This window comes from Paracoccus binzhouensis (assembly GCF_016446475.1).
GTDB classification, from domain to species: Bacteria; Pseudomonadota; Alphaproteobacteria; order Rhodobacterales; family Rhodobacteraceae; genus Paracoccus; species Paracoccus binzhouensis.
Map to the genome: position 1 here is coordinate 1 of NZ_JAEHFP010000050.1, position 22,666 is coordinate 22,666.

Sequence of the window (22,666 nt, forward strand, 5' to 3'; positions counted from 1 at the left end):
CACTGCCGCCAGGCCGATGGCCGGCGGCTGGTCCGGCGCGGCCGCCTGCGGCTCGGGCTGGGCGCCGGCCTCCCACGGGCGCAGCTCGGGCCGGGCGGCGGCGATCATCGCCTGCATCTCGGCCAAAGCCGCGCGCAGCGCGCCCAGATCGGGATGGAAGGGCATGTCGGGGTCGGCGCCAGCCAGCGACAGGATGCGATGCAGCGCATCCGAAAGCCGCACCAGCCGCTCATGCGTCGCGGTCACGGCCCGCAGATTGGCATCCGAGCGCAGCGTGCCAAGGAAATCCGAACCCTGCAGATCGGCCTCGGACGCACGGGGCGCAGCCTTGCCGGTGACCACCATGTAGCGACGCAACGTCACATCCGAATGCGGCACAACCGGCAGGTGCAGAAGCGGCATCACGACGCTCGCCTGACCGTTGAGCGATTCGATTGCGGCTCGCCTTTCGGTGCCGCGCGGATGCAGCTCGGCCGGCCATTGCGCCATGGCGGCGGCCATGTCCTCGACGGTCGAGGTGAATTCCTCGAGCCGGCCGGCGAGGATCTGGAAGCGGCCGAGCAGGCTCATCAGCCGCAGGTCGCGCGAGCGGCTCAGCAGCGCGGCGATGGCCGCCGTCTCGGCCGCCAGGTCGACCGAGCGCGGATCGAACAGCCGGTCCTCGCGCCCGTCGGCGGCCAGGCCGGGGGTGAAATAGCGCTCGGGCAGGCGGGACTCGGCCTCGAAATAATAGTCGAGGAAGGCCGCGTCGTCCTGCCGTTCCAGGTCGGGGCCGCAGGGCGCCTCGGGCGAAACCGGGTCGAGGATGTTGAAATCAGCCAAATCGAAACCTCTCGTGCAAACGCGGCCAGCCTAGGGCAACGGCCCCTCGGCGTCATGCGCCTTGCGATAGGCGGCCGCGAAGAGCCGCAGGAACTCGTCCAGGATGCCGTTCTCGCTGGCGGTGCGGGCGTCCCAGCGCGCGACATATTCCTCCCAGGCCTTGGCCTTGCGGTTGCCCATCAGCCCGCCCGCCCGGGTCTCGCCCTCGATCTTCTCCGGTGCCAGTTCGTCGACCAGCCCCAGAAGCGCGGGCTGCAGCGCGGCGAACAGCGCGGTCTGGTGGCGGCGCAGATCGCCAAGCGCGGCGGCATAGCCCTGGGCGCCAGTCATGAAACCGGCGCGCGGGCGCAGGAACAGCGCATCCAGAGCCTCGGCGGCGTCGGGCAGGAATTTCAGCGGGTTGTTGTCGGCGGCCCCGCGCATGGTCCGCTCGGCCGAGCGGGTGAAATGCCGCGCCGCCGCCCGGTCCTGCAGCCCGGCCATGACCTGGTCGGTCACGGCGCGCATCGCCTGCCCCAGCGCGCGGGCCAGATCCTCGGCCGCGACCTGGCGCGCCAGATCGGGAGCCACGCCCGCGCCTTCGCAGAACGCCCGGACGAAGGCCGAGGGGTTCTCGGCCAGCGCGGCCGGCGCGACGGGCGGGACAGCGGGCACGGGCGGGGGCGCAGATGCTGGCGGAGCGGCGGGCGGGGGCGCAGCAGGTTCGGGCGCGTGGACCGGAAAGGCCACGAAATCGCTGGCGAAGTCCGGGCCGCGGCGGACGGAATCGGCCGGCGTCACGTCGATCGGCACCGGCGCCGGGGCCAGCGCCCAGGGATCGTCCAGCACCGGCTCGTCCACCGGGCTGTCCACCCGATGCGCCGGCAGCGATCCGGGGGTCATCGGCTGGCCCGGCTGCATGTCGAACAGCGCCACGACGATATATTGCCCGACCTGGAAACGGTCGCCATGGCTCAGCACATGTGGGCCGTCCAGCCGGTGCCGCTGGCCCTGCAGGAAGGTGCCGTTGGTCGAGCGGTCGCGCAAAAGCCAGCGCCCGCCCTCGCAGGTGACGTCGAAATGATGGCCGGAGATATAGCGGCTGGCATCGGGCAGCACCCAGTCCATGCCGGCGCCGCGCCCGACCTGGATACCGGTTTCCGGCACGGCGATGCTGACCGGGCCGCCGTCGTCCAGCACATGGAAATTCTCGATCTGCAGGGTCAGGGTCATGTCACATCAATAGGCGCGAAACAGCGCCTCGGCCATGTCCAGGAAACGAGCGAGGTAGAACGAGCGCCGCGACAGGTCCGCCCGCGCCAGGCAGGACAGCACCGCGCTGTTCAGCGCCACCGGCGTCTTGTGCGCGGGCGCGCGTTCGGGGTCGTTGGGCGCCGGCCCGCCGGTGGACCAGCCCACCGCCAGCGCCAGCAGGACCGAAGGGCTGCGGGTCGGCGCCCACAGCGCCTCGCGCATGATCTCGTGGCGCTGGCGCGTGGTCGGCTGCGCCAGCCACAGCGCGATCCACTCCATCATCGGGCGTTCCTGCGGATGCAGGTGATCGGCCATCAGCCGCAGGCATTCGTAGCCCCAGCCGGTGGCCACGCTGGGCAGGGCGGCGAAGGCGGTGAAGGTCACGGCCTCCTCGGGCGTAGTCGAGGCGCGCAGCCGGGCCAGGAAGGCCAACCCCTCCTCGTCCGCGCGCGGGCGCAGCTTCACCAGTTCGCCCAATTGCGGGATGGCGGCGAAAAGCGCAAGCGGCGCCGCGTCGCGCAGCATCCGCCGCGGAGGCTTGGTCGTCTCGTCAGCCGCGTTCCCGTCCATCCTTGCCGTCTCGTTCCCTGCCCCGTCGGTCCCGACTATGAAACCAGCCTGCCGGTTGCGCAACCATGCGGGCATGGCCCGACCCCGGTTACAGCCCGATCGCCGCCCGGTTGCAAGCCGGTATCCGCCAGGCCGGCCGCGACTCAGCGGTTGCGGGTGTCGACGGGATAGGCGGTGCTGAAGCGGATGCGCTCCATCGAGAAATGCGAGGTGACATTCTTGATCGGCACCGCATCGGTCAGCCGCTTGTAGAACAGGTCGAAGGCGGCCATGTCCGGCACCGCCACGCGCAGCAGGTAATCCATGCGCCCCGCCATGCGATAGACCTCCATGATCTCGGGCAAGTCGGCAATGGCACGGGTGAATTCCTCGCGCCATTCCTGGGAATGGTTCGGGGCCTCGATCTCGACGAAGACCAGGATGCCGAAGCCCAGCCGCGCCGGGTCGGCCAGCGCCACCCGGCCGGTCAGCACGCCCTGCGATTCCAGCTTCTGGATGCGCTTCCAGCACGGCGTCTGCGACAGCCCCACCTTCTCGGCGATCTGCGCGATGGGCAGGGTCGCGTCGCGCATCAGTTCGGCGACGATCTTGCGGTCGATCAGGTCCAGATCCTGCATGGGCACCTCGTGGGATTCTGCTGCCGCTACAATCAACGATATTGTCGATGCGTTCAATCGTGTATTATACTGCCCTGCGCCCCGAGCGATTCTGACAATGAGAGGCCATGCAGCATGAACCAGTTCATCGTCACCGACGGACCGGCCGTCAGGGCCGAGGGAGAGCAGCTGTTCTCGGTCCGGCTGATCGACCGGCGCACCGGCGAGGTGCCCAGCCTGAACGGCATTCCGCTGAGCGTGCTGACGCATTCGCCGCGCTCGGCCGTGGCGGCCTTCCTGCGCGGCCGCAATCGCCTGCTGTGGCGGACCGAGGTCGAGCCGGTCAGCGCCCCTGCCGGGGATGCGGGCGATGGGCGGGCTTTCTGACCGCATCCTGGACCGGCTGCTGGTGCTGACCACCAGCCGGGCGCGGCCGGGGATCGGCGCGGATAAAGGCTGGACGATCCGGCGGGCCGGGCCGCGCTGGTTCGCGATCTGGGACGGCGACCGAGGACGGCTTCGGCGGCTGCGAGTGCTGCTGCTGCCGGCGGATTGGCTGAGTCTCAGCGCAGCGCAGGAGGCGGCCCTGGCGCTGGAGCAGCTGCGCCCGGCCGCGGAGATGCCGGCGCAGCTGTGCCTGCCGCTGCGCGAGGCACGCGCCAGGCTGCGCCGCGCCCTGTCGCGGCGGCTCTAGGGCCGGCCGCGAAACGGCCGCGGGCGCCCTTCAGCCCACGGCGCGCAGCGGCGCCGGGTGGTCCTGGGGCAGATGCGCGGCGAATTGCTCGACCGCCCGGTCCAGCCGCGCCGAGACCGCCTCGGAGGCCAGACCCCCGGCGCCGAAATCCGCCGAGGAGACATAAAGCCCGGTCGCCAGCGTATGCGCCTCGAAGAAGCCGAAGACCGGGCGCAGCTGATGCTCGATCACCAGCGCGTGGCGGTCGCCGCCGCCGGTCGCGGCCAGCAGCACCGGCTTGCCGGCCAGCGCCGCCGGCTCGATCAGGTCCAGGAAATGCTTGAACAGTCCGGTATAGCTGCCCTTGTAGACCGGACTCGCGACGATCAGCGCGTCGGCGGCCAGGAAGGCGTCGAGATGGCGGACATGGGCGCCGTCCTGCGGCTGGCGCAGCGCCCCGAAGCCGGGGCCGAGATCGGCGATGTCGAAGACATGGGCGCTGCCGCCGAAACGCGCGACGGCGCGGCTTGCCGCTTCCTCGACCAGGAAACGGGTTTTCGAGGGCTGGCTCCACGAGCCGGCGAAGGCGACGAAACGGGGTCCGGACAAGGGCATTCTCCCAGAAAAGACGAGGTGGTTGCTGCTGAAAGGCATAGGCCGCGACGCCGCCCCCGGCCATTCCAAAGCCGCCGCGCCGCAGAGGCGAAAACCATCGTCCCGCCGGGCGGGCAGAGAAAAGCCATCCCCCGACCGGGACGCCGGGACCCGGCGAAACGCCCCGCGAAGGGCAACAGAGGCCGGCCACCGCGCAGGCCCTGCCCTTCCAGCCCCTGCATCCGAAATCCTGAGCCGGCGCTTCCGCAAAGGCGATTTTGGCGGCGCATGCAGCCTTGCTACTGCTGGCACGGGGCCGGGATGCAGGGAGGGCCGGGCATTGATCCAGGTTTCGATCCAGTCGCCGCAAGCGCGCGGGCTCGCCGTCATCCGGCACCGGCTCGCGCCGGGATCGGCGCTGCGCGGCGGCGTCATCGTGCTGGGCAATTTCGACGGCTTCCACCGCGGGCACCAGTTCCTCATCCGCCGCGCCCGCGCCCTGGCCGGCGCAAGGCCCGTGGGCGTGATGTCGGTCGAGCCGCATCCGCGCCAGGTCTTCGCGCCACAGGCCGAACCCTTCCGCCTGGCCAGCCCGGCGCAGAAGCACCGGATGGCCGAAAGCCTGGGGCTGGATTTCGTCTATGAACCCGCCTTCGAGCCGGATTTCGCCGCCCTGTCGCCCGACGCCTTCATCACCGAGATCCTGGCGACGCGGCTGGGAGTCGGACATGTCGTCGTGGGGGCCGATTTCCACTTCGGCGCCCGCCGGGCCGGGACCACGCGGACGCTGGCCGAAACCTGCCCCGGACTCAGGATCGGCGTGACGGTCCTGCCCCTGCAGGGCGGCTTTTCCTCGACCGCGGTGCGCGAGGCGCTGCGCGCCGGGGACATGGCCGCCGCCACCCGACTGCTCGGCCGCCCCTGGGAGGCCGAGCTGACGCCGGATGGCCGGCTGTCGCCGCGGCAGATACGGCCGCCTGCGGGCAGCTATCTGGTGCGCGGGCCGGGCTTCGGGCCGCATCTCGCGCGCCTGACCGCAGGGGGCCGGGTCATCGCGGCCGAACCACTGCCCGCCAGCCTGACCTTCCTTGACCGGCGCGCCTGAGCGCCCCTGACCCGAGTAAGAGACATGCAAGACCTGCTGCACCTGCCCGAGACGGGCTACCGCACCCTGCCATGGAAGAACGGCGCGGGCCGGACCGACGAGATCTGGCTCTGGCCTCCTGGCGCCGACCGCGACGCCTTCTCGATCCGTATCTCGCGCGCGCCGATCCCGCAGGACGGCGCCTTTTCCTCGTTCCAGGGCGCGGATCGCGTCATCACCGTGATCGAGGGGCTGGGGCTGGACCTCGATTTCGGACCCGAGGCCCGCAGGCTGGAGCCGCTAGACCCGTTCCGTTTCGACACCGCGCTGGCCCCGGTGGGCCGGCCCCTGGGCGGCGCGGTGCGGGTCTTCAACGTCATGGCCGACCGGCGCGACTGGCGGATCGTGGGCGCCGGGCTGGCCCGTGCCGGCGACAGCGTGACGGCCGGGCTGCTGGTGATCCTGGCGCTGGAGGCGCAGCGCATCCGCATCGGACAGGCGGATCGCGCGCTGGCCGCCCAGGACACGGCGGTCTGCCGGGCGGCGGGCCCGGTCCGGCTGGGCGGCAGGGCGCTGGCGGTCAGGCTGGAGCCCGCCGCCTGACCTTTTGGCCGCGGGCCGTCAGGCCCGCGCGAACTTCTCGCGGCATTTGCGGGCGAAGCGTTCCGCCGCGCTGCCCAGCCGGTGCCCGCGGCGCCAGGCCAGGACCAGGTGCGAGGGCGCGCAATCCCCGGCCAGCGGCCGCGCCACCAGCGGCAGGCCGTCATAGCTCATGCTCGCCGTGGGCTTGGTCACCAGAAGCGTATAGCCCAGCCCGTGCGCGACCATGCCCCGCACCATCTCGAACGAGACCGAGCGATGCGCAATCACCGGCTCGATCCCCTGCGCCTTCAGGATCCCGGTGAAGTAATCCCCCGAGGGCGGGGCATCCAGCAGCACCATCGGCTCGGCCGCAAGGTCGATGGGCAGGATCTCGGACTGCCGGGCCAGCGGGTGATCGGCGGCCAGCAGCACATAGGGCGTCAGCGTCGCCAACGCCTCGCATTCGAAACGGTCGTCGAGGCCGATGTCATAGATCAGCGCCAGCTCGGTCTCGCCCGAGACCAGGCTTTCGGTCAGCCGGCGCTGGTCGCCCTCCAGCAGCCCGATGTCGAGCCCGCCGAGCTGGCGGATCAGCGCCGGCATCAGGAAGGGGCCGAAGGTGTGGAAGCAGCCGACCTTCAGCGCGATGCCCTTGCCGTTCAGCACCCCCCGCATGCTGCGCGGCGCGTCGATGCGCCGCGACGAGCCATAGGAGCGGTTGGCATAGATCAGCGGCGAGCCGAGCCGCGCGCTATGCGTATCCTCGACCGCGCAAAGCAGCACGTAATGCGTGCCGACCCGTTCGGCCGAGACGACGCGGCATTCAAAGGCCACCAGCGCATCGGCGACACGGGGCGGGCCGCTGGGCAGGGCCACCCAGTCGGTGCATTCGAACTTGTCGCCCAGCTCGTCCTTGAAGCGGCCGGCGAAGGCTTCCGAGATATAGGACTGGTCCTCGCGCAGCACGTTCACGCACAGCACGCCGTTCTCGATGATCTTCGGCGCCGCCGGGCTGAGATGGTGGACGCAGACCAGCAGCGTCGGCGCCTCGCCATCGGCCGAGACCGAGGCCATGGCCGAAACGGTGACGCCCGCCCGCCCGGCGGGGCCGTCGGTGGTAACGACGTTCACCGTGCAGGCGGCATGGCTCATCCCGGTCACGAAACGGTCGCGGGCGGAGCTCTGGTCGATCTGGGTCTGGGCTGTCATCATGGCATTCCCCGGGGGCAGATTTGCGCTTGTGCTTCGGCGTCCAGAGTGGCGGCTTTCGCGCCCGTCCGAAAATCGTGTTTTCCTCGGCTCTGCCTCAGGAAGTCCGAAGAACCTCGGCCGCGGGTGCGTCCAGCGGCAACATGCCGGGGAAGGAACCGTCGCGGATCACCTCCTGGCAATGGGCGATGAAGGCCTCGACCACGCGCGAACGCCGGATCTCGGACAGGCAGGCGATGCCGAAGCTGATCGGGGTCGAGACATCCTCGAGCGGCAGATAGACCAGCGGCAGGCCGTTCTCGGCGATCTGGTTCACCGGCCGCGCCGTCATCAGCCCGTAGCCGATCCCCGCCGCCACATAGGAGCGCAGCGAGGCGGTGGAGGAGGTCTCCATGACGATGCGCGGCACGCCGCCGATCTGGCGGAACAGGCCCAGGAAATAGTCGCGCGTCAGCGGCAGGTCGATCAGGATGAAGGGATCGTCCAGCAGCTCGGCCAGCCGGATCGAGCCGCGCCCGGCGAAGCGGTGCTCGGCCCCGACCAGCGCATAGGACCGCAGCTGCGCCAGTTCGATGAAGGTCACGTCCGGCGGCATGTTGAGGTTGTAGGTCAGCGCCAGGTCGATCCGCGCCAGCCGCAGGCTTTCGATCAGCTCGGCCTCGCCGCCCTCGGTCATGGTCATCTGCACGTCCTGATAGCGGCGCGAGAACCCGGCCCAGAGCTCGGGCGCGATCAGCGGCGCGAAGGTGAAGAAGGTGCCGACCTTGATCGAGCCCGAGACGCGGTCGTTCAGGTCGCTGGCGACCTCGTAGAGCTCGGCCGCCGCGCGCAGCGATTCCTTGGCCGCCCGCAGCAGCCGCGTGCCGGCGGGGGTCAGCGACAGGCCCTGCGCATGGTGGCGGATGAAAAGCTGCACGTTCAGCTCGGTCTCGAGATGCGAGATCGCGGCCGAGATCGAGGGCTGCGAGATGTTGACCTGCTCGGCCGCCCTGGTGACCGACAGCGTCTCGCCCGCCGCGATGAAATAGCTGAGTTGCCTGAGTGTGAAGCGCATCGTTTCCAGTCCTGTCCTGCATGCCAAGTGGAAACATTTTATCGCAGTGCGCCAAAGCCCTATTTCACCATTTCCGGCGCCGCCATCTCGTCCAGCAGCGCGGCCAGCATCCGGTCGCAGCGCGCCAGTTGGTCGAGCGAGACGAATTCGTCGGGCTTGTGGCCCTGATCCATGAAACCCGGCCCGCAGATGGCCGTGGACATGCCCAGATCCTGCTGGAAAAGCCCGCCCTCGGTGCCGAAGGCCACCTTGATCGCCGGCTGCTGCGCCGCAGTCAGCCGGCGCAGCAGCCGGACGACGGGGGCGGTCTCGGGCGTCTCCAGCCCCGGATAGGCCGAGATTTCCGCGATCTCGATGCGCACGTCCGGGAAGCGGGCGCGATGCGGGGCGGCGATGGCCTCGGCATCGGCTGTGATGGCGGCCAGGATGGCGGCGGGATCGTCGGCGACGATGTTGCGGATCTCGAAGTCGATCTCGCAGTGGTTCGGCACGATATTCAGCGCCGTGCCGCCCTGCATGAGGCCGGCATGGATGGTGGAATAGGGGATGTCATAGACCGGGTCGCGGGCGCCCGCACGGGCCAGGTCCTGTTGCCGGGCCTGCAGGCTGGCGAGGAAGGCCGCGCCCAGATGCAGGGCGTTCAGCGCCTTCGGGGCCAGCGCCGAATGACCCTCGCGGCCGTGGCAGCAGGCGCGGCAGGCCAGCTTGCCCTTGTGGCCGGTGGCGATGCGCATGCCGGTCGGCTCGCCCACGATGCACAAAGCCGGGCGGTCGGGGCGCGCGGCCAGCGCCTCGATCATGCCGCGCACGCCCAGGCAGCCGATCTCCTCGTCATAGGACAGCGCCAGATGCAGCGGCGTCCGCAGGTCGCGCCGGGCGGCGTGAAGCGCGGCATGCAGGGTCGAGGCGACAAAGCCCTTCATGTCCGCCGTGCCGCGTCCATAGCAGCGCCCGTCGCGCTCGGTCAGGGCAAAAGGGTCCATGCTCCAGTCCTGGCCGGTCACCGGCACCACGTCGGTATGGCCCGACAGCACCACGCCGCCCGGCCCCTCGGGACCGATGCTCGCCCACAGATTGGCGCGGCTGCCATCCGCATGCGCGAAGCGTTCGACGCGCGCGCCCGCCGGCACCAGCAGCCCCTCGACATAGTCCAGCAGGTCGAGATTCGGGCGGCGGGACACGGTCTGGAAAGCGACCAGCCGGCTCAGGATATCGACGGTCGAGGGGATCGCGGTCATGGAAATCCTTGTCGCAAAGACCGGGGGCGGCATGCGCCACCCCCGAGTTGGGGGGAAATCATTCGTCACCGGGCACGCCATAGCTGGGCGCGGCGTCGGGATTCAGCGCGCGGGTCACATAGGCGTCCATCTCGAGCCGCCAGCGTTCCCAGAGCGCGGCGCAATCCTCGATGGGATCACCCTCGCTCCAGTCGATGCGCAGGTCGGCCACGGGCCAGCTGACCTTGTCCACGATCAGCATGCCCATGGAATGCACCGGCCCCTCCTCGCCGCCGGCGGCGACCGAGGCGCGCATGCCTGCCAGCAGCCGGTCGCCCAGGTGCCGGCCCCGGGCCGCCATGAAGGCATCGACCATCTTCCGGGGGATCCCGGCCGAGCGCAGCAGGTTGCCCGCCGCCGCCACGCCCTCGCCATAGGCGATGCCATGCGTGCCCAGCGTCCGGGCGCCGGACCGCCCGGCGGTGCCGCCCGCCGCATCGACCAGCGCAAGCTGGCGGTATTCGACATGCGGCGCCTCGGCCACCAGCCGCTCCAGCGCCTGCGCCGCCGAAAGGCCCTGCGCCATCAGGTCCAGCCCCTTGGGACCAAGGCTCGGGTCGGTGACGTTCTGGGTCGCGACCACCCCCACGCCCGCCCGCGCATGGGCGCAGCGCGCCGCCACGCAGGGCGAGGAGGAGGAGACGGCGATACCGAACATGCCGGTCTCGGGGCAGCGGGCGGAGATCGAGAAGGTCATGCCCGCCTCATGCGTCCGGGATGACAGCGGTGGCCTCGATCTCGACCACCCATTCGGGCCGGGCCAGCGCCGGGACCACGATGCCGGTCGAGCAGGGATGCACGCCCTGCAGGTGCTTGCCCATCTCCTGATAGACGGCCTCGCGATAGCGGATGTCGGTCACATAGACGACGATGCGGCAGATATGCTCCATCCGCGAGCCCGCTTCTTCCAGCAGCATCCGGATGTTTTCCATGGTCTTGCGGGTCTGCATCGCCGGGTCGCCGACATGCAGGCATTCGCGGGTCTCGAGGTCCTGCGAGACCTGGCCGCGCAGGAAGACCATGGTGCCGCGGGCGACCACGCCCTGGCTCAGGTCGTTGTTCAGCTTCTGCTCGGGATAGGTTTCCTTGGTATTGAAGGGGCGGATGCGGTGATGGATGGTCATGGTGTCTGCTCCGGTCAGTGTTTGGTGCCCCAGACCTGATCGGACAGGCCCGCGGATTTGTGGGTGAAGCGCAGCGCCTCGTTCCAGTCGAAGTTGCGATAGACCGCAGCCAGATGGGCGAAGGGCGGGGATTGCGCGAAAAGCTGGAAGGTCAGCCGGTGGCCGGCATAGTCCGAATTCAGCAGGTCGCGGGCATAGGCCAGCAGCTTGCGGCGATCCTCGCTGCCCCAGTTCTCGTTCAGGGTGTAGAACTTGTCGAGCCAGGGCGCGGTCTCGGGATCGTCGAAACAGGCGGCGTCGGGGGTGATGCAGATCTGGCCGCCACAAAGCTCGCGCGCCAGGTGCATCATGTGATGCAGCTGCGAACAGGCCAGTACGCGGCCGGTCATCAGCAGCGACTGGTTCGGCATCATCAGGCCGCCGGGGCTTTCCTCGGCCTCGGCGATGGCGGCGGTCAGGTGGGCGTTGATCCCTTCGCGATAGCAGGCCAGGGTCGCCAGCTTCTCCTGCACCGCCGGCTGGTGCTCCAGCCCGGTCTGACGCACGTTCCACAGCGCCGCGCCGATCAAGAGGTCGGCGAGCTTCAGGTTGCGCTGCACGAAGGCGAAGGCGGAATAGCGGTGCAGCGTGGCGCGGATGAAGGTCGCGGCCTTGGTGTGCTGGTAGAACAGCACGTTTTCCCACGGGATCAGCACGTCGTCATAGATCACCAGCGTCTCGACCTCGTCGAAGCGGTTCGACAGCGGATAGTCCCGGGCCGGCGCGCGGCCGGCAAAGCCGGTGCGGGCGATGAAGCGCAGGTTGGGCGAGGAGAAGTCGCAGACGAAGCCCACCGCGTAATCCGACATCGCCTCGTTGCCCCAGTTGGCGATGGTCGGCTTGGTGAAGGCCTGGTTGGCATAGGCGGCGGCGGTCTCGTATTTCGCGCCGCGCACCACGATGCCCGCATCGGTTTCCTTGACCACATGCAGCAGCATGTCCGGGTCCTGGTCCTGCGGCCGCTTGGAGCGGTCGCCCTTGGGATCGGTATTGGCCGAGACGTGGAAGGGGTCGGTCATGATGACGCGGTGGATATGGTCACGGATGTTTTCCGAGAAGCGCGGGTCCACCTCGTTCAGGATGTCCTGGCCGTCGAACAGCGACCACATCTCGCCCGCCGTCTCGTCGCCGACGCGGGTGACGATGCCGCCGACCTCCTCCAGCACCGCATTGGTGGCGGCGCGCTTGGCGCGCCAGTCCTCGCGGGTGAAGGGCAGCTTGAGGCCGACCGAGAAGCGTTCGCCGTTCTCCTCGTAGCTCATCAGGTCGCGCGTGGCCTCGGCATGGGCCATGTCGTAGATATGCGCGCGGATATCGACCAGCGGCTTGAACATCGGATGCCGGGTGATGTCCTGCACGCGCTCGCCATTGATCCAGACGCGGCGGCCGTCGCGGATGGAGTCGCGATACTGTTCTCCGGTTCTTAGCATGATTTCCTCGGGATTGGCCTTTCGGCGGATGGGTTCGGCCCGGGCGCGGTGGCCCTTGGCGGGGATCGGGCAGACCTCTCCCGTCCCCTGCAAGCGTTCGCAGGGGCGGGATCGACCGGCGGGGTGGGGTGGTCAGGTCAGCGGGCGTCAGGACTTGGCATAGGTGGTCCAGGCGCCGTCCCTGACGGTTTTCAGCTCGATGGCGACAGGGGTCCGGGTCTGACCGTTGGCGTCGAAGGTGATCTGGCCGGTGGCGCCGTCATGCTGGATGGCGCGGATCGCCTCGGCCAGCTTGGCCTTGTCCTCGGCCCCGACCTCGTTGATCGCCTGGATGATGATGTTCGCGGCATCGAAGGCGTATTTCGTATAGGGGCTCATCGGTTCGGCAAAGCCCTTGGCTTGGTAGTCAGCCTCCATTTTGGCCAGCTTCGGGGTCTGCGCAGCCACCGGATAGGAGACGATGGTGTTCGAGGCCGCGTCGCCCGCCACCGCGATGAATTCCGGGTCGTAGAAGCCCGAGATGCCCAGCATCGGCTTGTCCAGCCCGATTTCCTTCATCTGCCGGGCCAGGATGCCGGCCTCGGTGATGACGCCGCCGAAATAGACCGCGTCGACCTCTTTGCCCTTCAGCGAGGTCAGGATGGTGCGGAAATCGGTCGAGCCCACCGGCAGCAGGTCGGTCGAGACCACCTCGCCGCCCGCCGCCGGGACGAATTCGGCGATCGCCTCGGCATTCGCCTTGCCGTAATCCGAGGTGTCGGCGATGACGGCGATGCGCTTGGCGCCCAGCTCCTTGACCATCCATTCCGAAAGCGGCTGGTTCTCGGTCAGAAGCGTCGGGGTGACGCGCGTCACCTCGGGCAGGTTCTGTTCGGTGATCGCCGGCGAGATCGCGCCCCAGATCACCAGCGGCGTCTGGAAGCGGGCAAAGACCGGCATGGTCGCCAGCGCCACGGGCGAGTTCCAGTGCCCGGTCGCGGCCACCACCTCGGGGTCGTTCACCAGCTTCATCGCCGCGCCGACGCCGGTCTGCGGGTCCGAAGCGTCGTCCAGCACCACCGGCCCGATCTGATACTTGCCGGCCGGATCGGCATTTGCCTGCTCGATGGCCAGCAGGAAGCCGTTCTTCGCACCCAGGCCCTGCTGGGCGTTACCGCCCGACAGCGGGCCCATGAAGCCGATCTTGATCTTCGCCTTCTCGGCGAAGGCGGGGGCGGCGAAGACCGCCGTCGAAAGCACGAGGCCGGCCAGAACGGCGCGGCGGGTGAGGATGATGGGCATGTCTGTCTCTCCTGTCGGTGCAGAGGTCTTGTGGCTGCTTGTCTTGGCGGGTCCGCCCCTTTTCGCCGGTCCGCGCCGGGTGGCGCCTGTCGTCCCGCAGCCGAACATCGGACGATTTCCGCCCCGCTGAGAAGTCGCATTAACTGAAGCAGTGGCTCAGAAAAAACGAAGCGCCGCCGGGGTCCTTTTCATTTGCCTGAACCAGCCGGCCGCCGCCATTGTCCTTGGAAAAACCGAACCAATGAATCAATCCGGGAGGTCCGACGTGGAAAGTCTGATCCTCCAGCACCTGCTGAACTGGCTGGTGCTGGGAAGCATCTACACGCTTGTCGCCATAGGCTTCAGCCTGCTGTTCGGGCTGCTGAACGTCATCCATTTCTCGCATGGCGACGTCTCGATGATCGCGCCCTTCGCGGCGCTGGGAAGCCTGCAGGTCCTGTTCGGCCTGGCCGGAAGCAGCGTGGGCATCCTGCCGATCCTGGCGGCGCTGGCGATCGCCGTGCTGGTCACCGGGCTGGTCGGGATCGGCGCCGACCGGCTGGTCATCTCGCGCTTTCGCAACTCGCCGGCCATGATGGCGCTGGTGGCCACGGTGGCGCTTGGCACCGTGGTGCGCGAGCTGATCCGCGGCTTCTATCCCCAGGGCTCGAATCCCAAGTCCTTTCCGGCCATCGTGCAGGGCTTCGCGGAATTCGGCGGGCTGCGCCTGCCGGCCCTGCCGGTGCTGATCGTCGTCTCGACCGTCGCGATCGTGGTGCTGATGTATCTGCTGATGCAGAAAAGCCCGATCGGCATGCGCATCCGCGCCGTGGCCGAGGACGGCGCGACCGCCCGGCTGATGGGCATCACGCCGGCGCGCATCTTCGCCTTCACCTTCTTTCTGGCCTCGGCCGTGGGGGCGCTGGGGGCGCTGTTCTTCGCCAGCTATGCCGGCGTGGTGCGCTTCGACTTCGGCGTGCAGCTGGGCCTGATCGGCTTTTCCGCCGCGGTGATCGGCGGGCTGGGCTCGATGGGCGGCGCGATCCTGGGGGCGCTGGCCATCGCCGGGATCGAGACCATCGTGCAGGCGAACATGGCGGACGGCGCCTCCTACCGGCTGGTCTTCGCCTTCGCCCTCGTCATCCTGATGCTCTGCATCCGGCCTTCGGGCCTGCTGGGCAAACCCGTCTTCGAAAAGGTCTGAGCCGATGTCCACCACGACCCTGACCCATGTCCAGAGCCGCGCCGCGCTGCCCGCCGGCCTGACCGTCGCCGCGACCGAGATCGGCGGTGCCGCCCTGCTGGGCGCCTTCCTGCTGGCCGAGGCGACGCCCATGGTGCTGGCACTGCTCGCCCTGATGGGCGGGCTGTTCGCGGCGCTGCAACTGCGGCCCCTGATCGAGGAGGAGATCCTGCGCGCCTTCCACGAGGCGCGCGGGCTGGCAACCGTGCTCGCCGTCACCATCGTGCTGATCTATCCGTTCTTCCTGGGGGGCAACACCTATGCGCTGCATCTGCTGATCGTCTCGCTGCTCTATTCGGTGCTGGCGCTGGCGCTGAACTTCCAGCTCGGCTCGGCCAATATCCCGAATTTCGCCACCGGCGCGACCTATGGCATCGGCGCCTATACCTCGGCGCTGCTGGCGATCCATCTGGGCTGGAGCTTCTGGGCGACGCTGCCGGCCGCCGCCATCGTCGCGACGGTCTTCGGCTTCCTGCTGGGCATCCCCTCGATGCGCACCCGCGACAGCTACCTGGCGCTGGTGACCATCGCCTTCGGCATCGTCATCCACCAGATGCTGAACAACCTCAGCTGGACCGGCGGCCCGAACGGCCTGGTCGGCATTCCGGCGCCCAGCCTGCTGGGCCATTCCTTCATGCAGCCCATCGAGCTGTTCGGCTTCCGGCTGCCGTCGCAGGCAAATTTCTACTATCTCTCGGCGGCGCTGCTGGGGCTGGCGATCCTGTCGGCCAAGCGGCTGCACGAAAGCCGCGTCGGCCTGGCCTGGAACGCGATCCGCGCCGACGAGCTGGCAGCGAAATGCCAGGGCATCAACGTGGTCTGGTACAAGATTCTGGCCTTCGGCGTGGACGCCTTCCTGGCCGCCTTCGCCGGCACGATCTATGCCTTCTACATCTCGTACATCTCGCCCGACAATTTCACCTTCCTGGTCTCGGTCACGATCATGACCATGGTGATCGTCGGCGGCATGGACAACACGCTGGGCGTGATCCTGGGCGCCTTCCTGCTGACCATGCTGCCGGAAAAGCTGCGGGTCTTCTCGGACTACCGGCTGCTTTTCGTCTCGGTCGTGGTGATCCTGTTCCTGATCCTGCGCCCCAAGGGCCTGTTCCCGCAACGCCAGCGCCATTACGGAGGCCAATGATGACCGCACCGCTGCTGCAACTGAGCGGGCTCGGCATCCGCTTCGGCGGCATCGTCGCCCTCGACGGCGTCGACCTGACCGTCGCCCCCTCGACCATCACCTGCATCATCGGCCCGAACGGGGCCGGCAAGTCCACGCTGTTCAACCTGATCACCGGCATCTACCGGCCGACCTCGGGCACGGTGGCCTTGCAGGGCGAGGACATCACCGGCCTGCCCGCGCATCGGATCGCGACGCGCGGCATCGCCCGGACCTTCCAGTCCTCGCGCCTGTTCGAGGACCTGTCGATCCTCGACAACGTCATCATCGGCATGCACGGGCGCACGCGGACCGGCGTGCTGACCGCACTGCTGCGTCCCAAGGCATCGCGCCGCGAGCTCGGCGCCTGTGCGAAGCAGGCCGAGACCATCCTGCGCGGCATCTCGGACGAGCTTCACGCCCGGCGCTACGAACCGGCGGGGATCCTGCCGCAGGCCGACCGGCGCCGGCTGGAGATCGCCCGCGCGCTGGCCTCGCGCCCGCGTCTGATCCTGCTCGACGAGCCGTCCTCGGGCATGGACGACCGCGACACCGCCGCGCTGATGGCCGATATCCGGCGGGTGATGGCGGACAATCCCGGCCTGTCCTTCCTGATCATCGAACATGACATGCGCCTGGTCGCGGAACTGCCCGACAGCGTGGTGGTCATCGACTACGGCAGGAAGATCGCCGAAGGCGCCTTTGCCGAGGTGCGGCGATTGCCGCGCGTGCAGCAGGCCTATCTGGGACAGAAGGCAGTCGAACATGCTTGAACTGAAGAATGTCAGCACCTCCTACGGGCCGGTCGCCATGCTGCGCGAGATCTCGATGAGCATCGGCCAGGGCGAGCTGGTCTGCCTGCTCGGCCCGAACGGCGCGGGGAAATCCACCACCTTCAAGGCGCTGTCCGGGCTGCTGCCGCTGGACGGCGGCGAGATCCGGCTGATGGGCGAGGATGTCTCGCGCCTCGGCACCGAACGGCTTGCCGCGCTTGGCGTCGGCTTCGTCCCCGAGGGCCGGCGGCTTTTCCCCTCGCTCAGCGTGCGCCAGAACCTCCGGCTCGGCTATGACGCCTCGGGCTGCCGCGAGCCCTTCGAGGCGCGGCTGGAGGTGATCTGCGCCCTGTTCCCCCGCGTCAGGGAGCGGCTGAACCAGCAGGCCAACACCATGTCGGGGGGCGAGCAGGCGATGGTCGCCCTGGCCCGTGCGCTGATCGGCGACCCGCAGATGCTGATCATGGACGAGCCCTCGCTGGGCCTCTCGCCCAAGCTGATCGACGAATATTTCGACACGGTCTCGCGCATCCATGCCGAAGGCAAGACCGTCCTGCTGATCGAGCAGAACGCTGAAACCGCCCTGTCGATCTCGGATCGCGGCTATCTGATCGTGCGCGGCCAGATCGCCGTCACCGGCACGCGCGACGCGATGCTGCAGGACGATACCATCCGGCACATGTATCTGTAGCGCAGACCGCCGCGCCGGCTTCCGCCCGGCGCGGCGGCCGTTCCTTGCGCAGGGCTGCGAATTATATTGACCGACCGGGCGGTCAATATATAACTGACGCGGCGTCACGGGCAGCATCCCGGCGCGGTTCTGGGAGGAGCATGGAATGAACCTGAAGCGGAAACACCTGGCATGGCTGCTGCTTTCGGCCGCGGTCGGACTTGGATCGGCGGCCTCGGCGAATGCCGGATCAAGCGTCGAGATCATCCGCGACGACTGGGGCGTGCCGCATGTCTATGCCGATGACGTCTACGGGCTTTATGCGGGCTTCGGCTACGCGGTCGCCCAGGATCGCCTGTTCCAGATGGAGATGGCCAAGCGCTCGGTGCTGGGAACCGTCTCCGAGGTGCTGGGGGCCGAACGGCTGCCCTTCGACATCGCCACCCGCGCCGATTTCGACCATGCCGACATCCGTGCCCAGATCGAGGCGCTTCCCGCAGAGCAGCGCGACATCCTGCGCGGCTACGCGGCGGGCTACAACAAGCGCGTGGCCGAGGTGCTGGCCGACCGCGAGCACCTGCTGCCCAGGCAGTTCACCGATTTCGGCATGGAGCCGAGCAGCTGGACCGAGTTCGACGTGGCGATGATCTATGTCGGCACCATGGCCGGCCGCTTCTCGCATTACTCGACCGAACTCGACAATGCCAAGGTGCTGGCCCGGCTGGAACAGGCCCACGGCCCGGAAAAGGCAGCCGAGCTTTTCGACCAGATGTATTGGCTCGAGGATCCGCTGGCCCCGACCACCGTGCCCGAGGGCGGGCAATACCGGATCAAGGCGGATGCGGCCGCGCCCGAGGCGGGGCGTTTCCGCGGCCTGCTCGACATGGCGGTGCCAGGCGGCGACAACGACCGGCCGCGCGCCTCGAACATCTGGCTGGTCGGGCCGGAAAAGACCAGCGACGGCAGCACGATCCTGCTGAACGGGCCGCAATTCGGCAATTTCAACCCGTCCTATGTCTATTCCATCGGGCTGCACGGCGCCGGATTCGACCTGACCGGCAGCACGCCCTTTGCCGTTCCCAACATCCTGTTCGGCACCAACGGCCGGATCGCCTGGGGCGCGACCGCCGGCCCGCTGGACGTCAACGATTACGTCGAGCTTGAACTCGACCCCGAGAACCCGACCCGCTACCTCAAGAACGGCGAGCCGGTCGAGATGACGGCCCGGCAGGAGGTCTTCAAGGTCAAGGGCCAGCCCGACGTGACCACGACGGTCTATAGCAGCGAATACGGCGTGGTCAGCCGCTTCGATCCGGCGAACCGCCGGGCCTATGCCTTTCATCGCAGCTGGAAGGGCAAGGAGATCCAGACCCTGATGGCCTGGGTCGATTCGACCAGGGCGCAGAACTATCAGAACTGGCTGCGGCAGGCCGAGAAGGTCGCCACCACCATCAACTGGTATTACGCCGACCGGGACGGGAACATCGGCTATGTCTCGCCCGGCCTGCTGCCCCTCCGCGCCGAGACGCAGGACCAGCGCGTGCCCGCCAGGGGCGACGGCAGCCAGGACTGGCAGGGCACCCGGCCCTTCTCGGACCTGCCCAAGACCTACAATCCCGCACAGGGCTGGATCGCGAACTGGAACAACCGCTCGACGCACGGGCCGGTCGGCAATTTCGAGGCCAACCCCTGGGGCGCCGCCGACCGGGTGGACGAGATCATGTCGCGGCTGCAGGCCAGGGACAGGCTGACGCCCGAGGAGATCTGGAACCTGAACCGCGAGATCAGCTTCCTCGACATTAATGCCCGCGCCCTGCTGCCCTTCCTGCTGGAAGCGGCAAAGGACGTGCCGGCGCAGGACCCGCGCGGCGCGATGCTGGCGGCGCTGCGGGACTGGGACGGGCAGATGCTGCGGGGCGAGGACGGCCGCGCCACCTCGCCGGCCGTGCAGATCTTCCGCGCCTGGGTCGACACGATGGTGCAGGACGTGCTGATGGACGACGCGCCGGGCATCGACCCGACGGTGCTTTACAACCGCGTCTCGCGCCCGGTCCAGGTGCTGCGCAATGCGCTGCTGGGCGACAAGGCGGGCGTGCCGCAGACGCATGATTTCTTCAACGGCGCCGACAAGGCCGAGGTCATGCTGGCCGCGCTGAGCAAGACCGGCGAAAAGCTGGCTGCGGATTACGGCAGCGACGAGGTCGCGGACTGGCGGATGCCGCTGCCGCAGCACGCTTTCCTGACCGACAACTACCTGGGCATCCCGCAGGCGGGCGAGGACGAGGCGCTGTCCATCGGCACGGCGATGAACCGCGGAACGCAAAGCGACCTCATCACCTTCAGGGATGGCAAGGTCAGCGTCTGCATCGTCGCCCCGCCGGGCCAGAGCGGCTTCATCAGCCCCTCGGGCGAAAAATCCCCGCATTACGACGACCAGCTGAAGCTCTACGAGAATTTCGAATGCCGGCCGCAGGCGCTGCTGCGCGAGGATGTCGAAAAGGCCGGCAAGGAGCGGATCACCCTGACGGTCGAATGACCCGCGGGGACCGTGCCGCCCGCATCCGGGCCGTCCCGTCCTGCCCCGTCAGCGCCGGATGGTGCGCGCCAGCACCATGACCGGCAGGATGCCGATGACCACGATGATCAGCGCGGCGATGGCGGCGTCCTCATAGGTGCCGCGCGCCGCCTCGCCGTAAAGATGCGTCGAGAGCGTCTCGAAATTCAGCGGCCGCAGCAGCAGCGTGGCGGGCAGTTCCTTGACGCAATCGACGAAGATCAGCAGTCCCGAGGCCGCCAGCGCCGGGCGCGAGATCGGCACATGCACCTGCCGGAACACCTGCCCGGGGCTGCAGCCCAGCGTCCGCGCCACATGGTCGAGCGAGCGCGGCACCCGGCTCAGGCCCGCCTCGATGCCGCCGGTGGCGATGGCGAGGAAGCGCGCCACATAGGCATAGACCAGCGCCGCGCCGGAACCCAGCAGCAGAAGCCCCGGCCCGGCGCCCAGCAGCGCCTGCGAGACGGCGGCGATCTGCCGGTCGGCCAGCGCGATCACCGGCAGCAGCCCGATGGCCAGGATGGTGCCGGGCACCGCATAGCCCAGCGTCGATAGCCGCGCCATCGTCTGGGTCAGCCGCCCCGGCCGCATCCGCGCCGCGCCTGTCACCACCAGCCCCAGAGCCAGCGCCACCAGCGTCGCCAGCGCGGCGAAGAAGGCGGTGTTGCCGGCCTCTTCCAGGATGCGCGGCGACAGTCCGGCGAAGCGATAGCGCGCCCAGGCCGCGCCAACCAGATACCAGGCCGGCGCCGCGAAGCCGAAGGCGACCGGCAGCGCGCAGACCAGCGTCGCCCCCCAGGCCCGCCAGCCGCACAGGCGCGTACGCCGCAGGGGCTGGCTGCGTTGCGCGCCCGCCGCGTAGCGCTGGCGCCTGCGGCCGCGGCGCTCCAGCATGACCAGCGCCATGGTGATGGCCAGCATCGCCAGCGCGATCTGCGCCGCCCCCGGCAGGTCCGAGCGGTTGATCCAGGTGGAATAGACCGAGACGGTCAGCGTGCGCACGCCCAGGAACTCGGCCGCGCCGATGTCGTTCATCGCCTCCATCAGCGCCAGCGCCGTGCCGATGGCGACGGCGGGCCGGGCCAGCGGAATCGCCACGCGCAGGAAGGTGGCGACCGGCCCCGCCCCCAGCGTGCGGCCCGCATCCAGCAGGTTGCCGGCCTGCATGGCGAAAAGCGCCCGCACCGGCAGGTAGACATAGGGGTAAAGCACCAGCCCCAGCAGCAGGATGCAGCCCGGCATCGAGCGGATGTCGGGCAGGCGGAACTCGCGCGGGCTGGCATAGCCCAGCCAGCCGCGGATCGCGCCCTGCACCGGCCCGACCGGGTGCAGAAGGTCAAGATAGGCATAGGCGACGATATAGGTCGGCACCGCCAGCGGCAGCAGCAGCGCCCAGCCGAAGATGCGCCGCCCGGGAAAGTCGCAGGCCGCGACCAGCCAGGCCGTCACCGTGCCCAGCGTCGCGACGATGACGCCGACGCCCAGAAGCAGGGTCACCGTCTGCCGCGCCGCGACCGGCAACACGTTGCTGACCAGATGCGCCCAGAGCCCCGGGCTGCCCTGAAGCGCGAACAGCCCCAGCGCCAGCACCGGCAGCAGAACCAGCGCGGCGACAGCCAGGGCTGCCGCCTGCCAGCCCAGCCCCGCGCGGTCGCGGGGGGCCTGTGCCAGATCCGGGGTCATGCCTGCTCGGGCGACGGGATCAGTTGTCGAAGCCCACCGCCTCGGCCAGTTCGCTCGCCGCCTTGCGCTGGCGGGCGATCTCGGTCAGGTCGGTGCCGTCGGCCTTGAGATCGGCGATGTCCTCGATCACCGGGCTGACCGCGACGCCGGGCTTGACCGGATATTCGAAATTCGCCTCGGCATAGAGCTTCTGCGCCTCGTCCGAGACCAGGTATTCCAGCAGCTGCACCGCCTGGTCCCTGTTTGGCGCGTGCTTCGCCACCGCCGCGCCCGATACGTTCACCTGCGTGCCGCCGCCCTCGAAGGTGGGCAGGACGACCTTGATCGCCTTGACCCATTCCTCCTGCTCGGGGCCGCCGGCGCCGCTGCGCATCAGGCCGACGTAATAGGAATTGGCGATGCCGATCTCGCAGATGCCGCCCATGATGTCGCGTGCCACGTCGCGGTCGCCGCCGCCGGCCTGGCGCGCCAGGTTGGCCTTGACGCCTTCCAGCCAGGCCTTGGCGGCCTCCTCGCCGTGATGCACGATATAGGAAGCGGTCAGCGCCACGTTATAGGGATGCTGGCCCGAGCGGATGCAGACCTTGCCCTTCCATTCCGGCTTGGCAAGATCCTCATAGGTGAAGCTCGACAGGTCCAGGTCCTTGTCGGCGTAAAGCACCCGCGCCCGCTGCGACAGAGCGAACCAGTTGCCGTCCTTGTCACGCAGGTTCGCGGGGATGGCGGCGGCCAGCACCTCGGATTCGACCGGCTGGGTCAGGCCGCGATCGACCAAGTCGACCAGGTTGCCGATGTCCACGGTCATCAGCACATCGGCGGGCGAGGCCTCGCCCTCCTGCTCGACCCGCTCGGGCAGGCCATCCTTGAGGAAGATGGTGTTCACCTTCACCCCGGTCGATTCGGTGAACGAGGCCAGCAGCGGCTCGATCAGGCCCGGCTCGCGCGTGGTGTAAAGGTTCAGTTCCTGGGCGCCGGCGGCAACCGCCTGCGCCGCCAGCACGGCACCGATCAGTCCAGATAGTCCGAGACGCATT

General features: G+C 68.9%; 23 protein-coding genes. 9 read left to right on the forward strand and 14 right to left on the reverse strand.

All coding sequences use genetic code 11. From position 1 onward, the window contains the following. The 4 genes from I9P22_RS12675 to I9P22_RS12690 all read right to left on the reverse strand — a co-directional run. The coding region (locus I9P22_RS12675; RefSeq protein WP_199259853.1) for a type VI secretion system ImpA family N-terminal domain-containing protein at positions 1 to 822 on the reverse strand (822 nt) is incomplete at its 3' end. A 30-nt stretch (positions 823 to 852) separates the two neighbouring features. Continuing rightward, entirely contained in the window at positions 853 to 2,034 is a 1,182-nt protein-coding gene (gene tagH / locus I9P22_RS12680) for a type VI secretion system-associated FHA domain protein TagH (protein WP_199259854.1), read from the reverse strand. Between the two features lie 6 nt (positions 2,035 to 2,040). After that, positions 2,041 to 2,625, reverse strand: coding sequence for a DUF6931 family protein (locus tag I9P22_RS12685; RefSeq protein WP_233253366.1), 585 nt, complete (start codon positions 2,623 to 2,625; stop codon positions 2,041 to 2,043). A gap of 143 nt (positions 2,626 to 2,768) precedes the next feature. Then, positions 2,769 to 3,242, reverse strand: a complete 474-nt coding sequence (locus I9P22_RS12690) for an Lrp/AsnC family transcriptional regulator (RefSeq protein ID WP_199259855.1) — start codon at positions 3,240 to 3,242, stop codon at positions 2,769 to 2,771. A 114-nt stretch (positions 3,243 to 3,356) separates the two neighbouring features. Between I9P22_RS12690 and I9P22_RS12695 the strand changes: the two genes are divergently transcribed. Both I9P22_RS12695 and I9P22_RS12700 read left to right on the forward strand, forming a co-directional pair. After that, entirely contained in the window at positions 3,357 to 3,608 is a 252-nt protein-coding gene (locus I9P22_RS12695) for a hypothetical protein (RefSeq protein ID WP_199259856.1), read from the forward strand. Next, complete coding sequence (locus I9P22_RS12700; RefSeq protein ID WP_199259857.1) at positions 3,592 to 3,915, forward strand: hypothetical protein; 324 nt, start codon at positions 3,592 to 3,594, stop codon at positions 3,913 to 3,915. Before I9P22_RS12695 ends, I9P22_RS12700 begins: the two co-directional genes overlap by 17 nt. A 30-nt stretch (positions 3,916 to 3,945) precedes the next feature. Here I9P22_RS12700 and I9P22_RS12705 read toward each other — a convergent pair whose 3' ends face one another. Then, positions 3,946 to 4,503, reverse strand: a complete 558-nt coding sequence (locus I9P22_RS12705; protein WP_199259858.1) for an NAD(P)H-dependent oxidoreductase — start codon at positions 4,501 to 4,503, stop codon at positions 3,946 to 3,948. Between the two features lie 325 nt (positions 4,504 to 4,828). On the opposite strand from I9P22_RS12705, the gene I9P22_RS12710 reads away from it, so the two are divergent. Together I9P22_RS12710 and I9P22_RS12715 are read left to right on the forward strand one after the other, a co-directional pair. Further along, positions 4,829 to 5,593, forward strand: coding sequence for an adenylyltransferase/cytidyltransferase family protein (locus tag I9P22_RS12710; protein ID WP_199259859.1), 765 nt, complete (start codon positions 4,829 to 4,831; stop codon positions 5,591 to 5,593). A 24-nt stretch (positions 5,594 to 5,617) separates the two neighbouring features. Then, positions 5,618 to 6,175 (forward strand): HutD/Ves family protein, encoded by a 558-nt coding sequence (locus I9P22_RS12715; protein ID WP_199259860.1) that lies wholly within the window; start codon positions 5,618 to 5,620, stop codon positions 6,173 to 6,175. A gap of 18 nt (positions 6,176 to 6,193) precedes the next feature. Here the strand turns inward: I9P22_RS12715 and I9P22_RS12720 are convergent, their stop codons facing one another. The 7 genes from I9P22_RS12720 to I9P22_RS12750 form a co-directional block, all read right to left on the reverse strand. Continuing rightward, on the reverse strand, positions 6,194 to 7,363 hold the full coding sequence (locus tag I9P22_RS12720) for a LysR substrate-binding domain-containing protein (protein ID WP_199259861.1): 1,170 nt from the start codon (positions 7,361 to 7,363) through the stop codon (positions 6,194 to 6,196). 97 nt (positions 7,364 to 7,460) lie between these two features. Further along, the gene (locus tag I9P22_RS12725; protein ID WP_199259862.1) at positions 7,461 to 8,417 is read right to left on the reverse strand and encodes a LysR family transcriptional regulator; all 957 of its coding nucleotides are present in this window, start codon (positions 8,415 to 8,417) and stop codon (positions 7,461 to 7,463) included. A gap of 59 nt (positions 8,418 to 8,476) precedes the next feature. Further along, positions 8,477 to 9,655 (reverse strand): acetylornithine deacetylase, encoded by a 1,179-nt coding sequence (argE, locus tag I9P22_RS12730; protein ID WP_199259863.1) that lies wholly within the window; start codon positions 9,653 to 9,655, stop codon positions 8,477 to 8,479. A 58-nt stretch (positions 9,656 to 9,713) separates the two neighbouring features. After that, positions 9,714 to 10,391, reverse strand: a complete 678-nt coding sequence (locus I9P22_RS12735) for a DUF1028 domain-containing protein (RefSeq protein WP_199259864.1) — start codon at positions 10,389 to 10,391, stop codon at positions 9,714 to 9,716. Between the two features lie 7 nt (positions 10,392 to 10,398). After that, a complete protein-coding gene (locus tag I9P22_RS12740; RefSeq protein WP_199259865.1) occupies positions 10,399 to 10,818 on the reverse strand; it encodes a RidA family protein in 420 nt (139 codons plus the stop codon). A 14-nt stretch (positions 10,819 to 10,832) separates the two neighbouring features. Further along, positions 10,833 to 12,287, reverse strand: coding sequence for a 4-hydroxyphenylacetate 3-hydroxylase family protein (locus tag I9P22_RS12745; protein ID WP_199259866.1), 1,455 nt, complete (start codon positions 12,285 to 12,287; stop codon positions 10,833 to 10,835). A 147-nt stretch (positions 12,288 to 12,434) separates the two neighbouring features. Continuing rightward, positions 12,435 to 13,568, reverse strand: a complete 1,134-nt coding sequence (locus I9P22_RS12750) for a branched-chain amino acid ABC transporter substrate-binding protein (RefSeq protein ID WP_199259867.1) — start codon at positions 13,566 to 13,568, stop codon at positions 12,435 to 12,437. Positions 13,569 to 13,833: 265 nt separating this feature from the next. On the opposite strand from I9P22_RS12750, the gene I9P22_RS12755 reads away from it, so the two are divergent. The 5 genes from I9P22_RS12755 (at position 13,834) to I9P22_RS12775 (ending at position 19,931) form a co-directional block, all read left to right on the forward strand. Then, on the forward strand, positions 13,834 to 14,751 hold the full coding sequence (locus I9P22_RS12755) for a branched-chain amino acid ABC transporter permease (protein WP_199259868.1): 918 nt from the start codon (positions 13,834 to 13,836) through the stop codon (positions 14,749 to 14,751). A gap of 4 nt (positions 14,752 to 14,755) precedes the next feature. Beyond that, on the forward strand, positions 14,756 to 15,934 hold the full coding sequence (locus I9P22_RS12760; protein WP_199259869.1) for a branched-chain amino acid ABC transporter permease: 1,179 nt from the start codon (positions 14,756 to 14,758) through the stop codon (positions 15,932 to 15,934). Then, positions 15,934 to 16,725, forward strand: coding sequence for an ABC transporter ATP-binding protein (locus tag I9P22_RS12765; protein WP_199259870.1), 792 nt, complete (start codon positions 15,934 to 15,936; stop codon positions 16,723 to 16,725). Before I9P22_RS12760 ends, I9P22_RS12765 begins: the two co-directional genes overlap by 1 nt. Then, a complete protein-coding gene (locus I9P22_RS12770) occupies positions 16,718 to 17,416 on the forward strand; it encodes an ABC transporter ATP-binding protein (protein ID WP_199259871.1) in 699 nt (232 codons plus the stop codon). The genes I9P22_RS12765 and I9P22_RS12770 overlap by 8 nt, the downstream gene beginning before the upstream one ends. A gap of 145 nt (positions 17,417 to 17,561) precedes the next feature. Continuing rightward, on the forward strand, positions 17,562 to 19,931 hold the full coding sequence (locus tag I9P22_RS12775; RefSeq protein WP_199259872.1) for a penicillin acylase family protein: 2,370 nt from the start codon (positions 17,562 to 17,564) through the stop codon (positions 19,929 to 19,931). A 48-nt stretch (positions 19,932 to 19,979) separates the two neighbouring features. Here the strand turns inward: I9P22_RS12775 and I9P22_RS12780 are convergent, their stop codons facing one another. Together I9P22_RS12780 and I9P22_RS12785 are read right to left on the reverse strand one after the other, a co-directional pair. Then, complete coding sequence (locus tag I9P22_RS12780) at positions 19,980 to 21,632, reverse strand: ABC transporter permease (protein ID WP_199259873.1); 1,653 nt, start codon at positions 21,630 to 21,632, stop codon at positions 19,980 to 19,982. A gap of 19 nt (positions 21,633 to 21,651) precedes the next feature. Then, positions 21,652 to 22,665: a Fe(3+) ABC transporter substrate-binding protein gene (locus tag I9P22_RS12785; protein ID WP_199259874.1), complete on the reverse strand. Its 1,014-nt coding sequence runs from the start codon at positions 22,663 to 22,665 to the stop codon at positions 21,652 to 21,654. Position 22,666 lies beyond the last annotated feature (1 nt).

Excerpts from the sequence above, each read along its gene's own strand:
- tagH (WP_199259854.1), bottom strand. The coding sequence starts at position 2,034 with ATGACCCTGACCCTGCAGATCGAGAATTTCCATGTGCTGGACGACGGC.
- I9P22_RS12685 (WP_233253366.1), bottom strand. The coding sequence starts at position 2,625 with ATGGACGGGAACGCGGCTGACGAGACGACCAAGCCTCCGCGGCGGATG.
- I9P22_RS12690 (WP_199259855.1), bottom strand. The coding sequence starts at position 3,242 with ATGCAGGATCTGGACCTGATCGACCGCAAGATCGTCGCCGAACTGATG.
- I9P22_RS12695 (WP_199259856.1), top strand. The coding sequence starts at position 3,357 with ATGAACCAGTTCATCGTCACCGACGGACCGGCCGTCAGGGCCGAGGGA.
- I9P22_RS12700 (WP_199259857.1), top strand. The coding sequence starts at position 3,592 with ATGGGCGGGCTTTCTGACCGCATCCTGGACCGGCTGCTGGTGCTGACC.
- I9P22_RS12715 (WP_199259860.1), top strand. The coding sequence starts at position 5,618 with ATGCAAGACCTGCTGCACCTGCCCGAGACGGGCTACCGCACCCTGCCA.
- I9P22_RS12720 (WP_199259861.1), bottom strand. The coding sequence starts at position 7,363 with ATGACAGCCCAGACCCAGATCGACCAGAGCTCCGCCCGCGACCGTTTC.
- I9P22_RS12725 (WP_199259862.1), bottom strand. The coding sequence starts at position 8,417 with ATGCGCTTCACACTCAGGCAACTCAGCTATTTCATCGCGGCGGGCGAG.
- argE (WP_199259863.1), bottom strand. The coding sequence starts at position 9,655 with ATGACCGCGATCCCCTCGACCGTCGATATCCTGAGCCGGCTGGTCGCT.
- I9P22_RS12735 (WP_199259864.1), bottom strand. The coding sequence starts at position 10,391 with ATGACCTTCTCGATCTCCGCCCGCTGCCCCGAGACCGGCATGTTCGGT.
- I9P22_RS12740 (WP_199259865.1), bottom strand. The coding sequence starts at position 10,818 with ATGACCATCCATCACCGCATCCGCCCCTTCAATACCAAGGAAACCTAT.
- I9P22_RS12745 (WP_199259866.1), bottom strand. The coding sequence starts at position 12,287 with ATGCTAAGAACCGGAGAACAGTATCGCGACTCCATCCGCGACGGCCGC.
- I9P22_RS12750 (WP_199259867.1), bottom strand. The coding sequence starts at position 13,568 with ATGCCCATCATCCTCACCCGCCGCGCCGTTCTGGCCGGCCTCGTGCTT.
- I9P22_RS12760 (WP_199259869.1), top strand. The coding sequence starts at position 14,756 with ATGTCCACCACGACCCTGACCCATGTCCAGAGCCGCGCCGCGCTGCCC.
- I9P22_RS12765 (WP_199259870.1), top strand. The coding sequence starts at position 15,934 with ATGACCGCACCGCTGCTGCAACTGAGCGGGCTCGGCATCCGCTTCGGC.
- I9P22_RS12770 (WP_199259871.1), top strand. The coding sequence starts at position 16,718 with ATGCTTGAACTGAAGAATGTCAGCACCTCCTACGGGCCGGTCGCCATG.
- I9P22_RS12775 (WP_199259872.1), top strand. The coding sequence starts at position 17,562 with ATGAACCTGAAGCGGAAACACCTGGCATGGCTGCTGCTTTCGGCCGCG.
- I9P22_RS12780 (WP_199259873.1), bottom strand. The coding sequence starts at position 21,632 with ATGACCCCGGATCTGGCACAGGCCCCCCGCGACCGCGCGGGGCTGGGC.
- I9P22_RS12785 (WP_199259874.1), bottom strand. The coding sequence starts at position 22,665 with ATGCGTCTCGGACTATCTGGACTGATCGGTGCCGTGCTGGCGGCGCAG.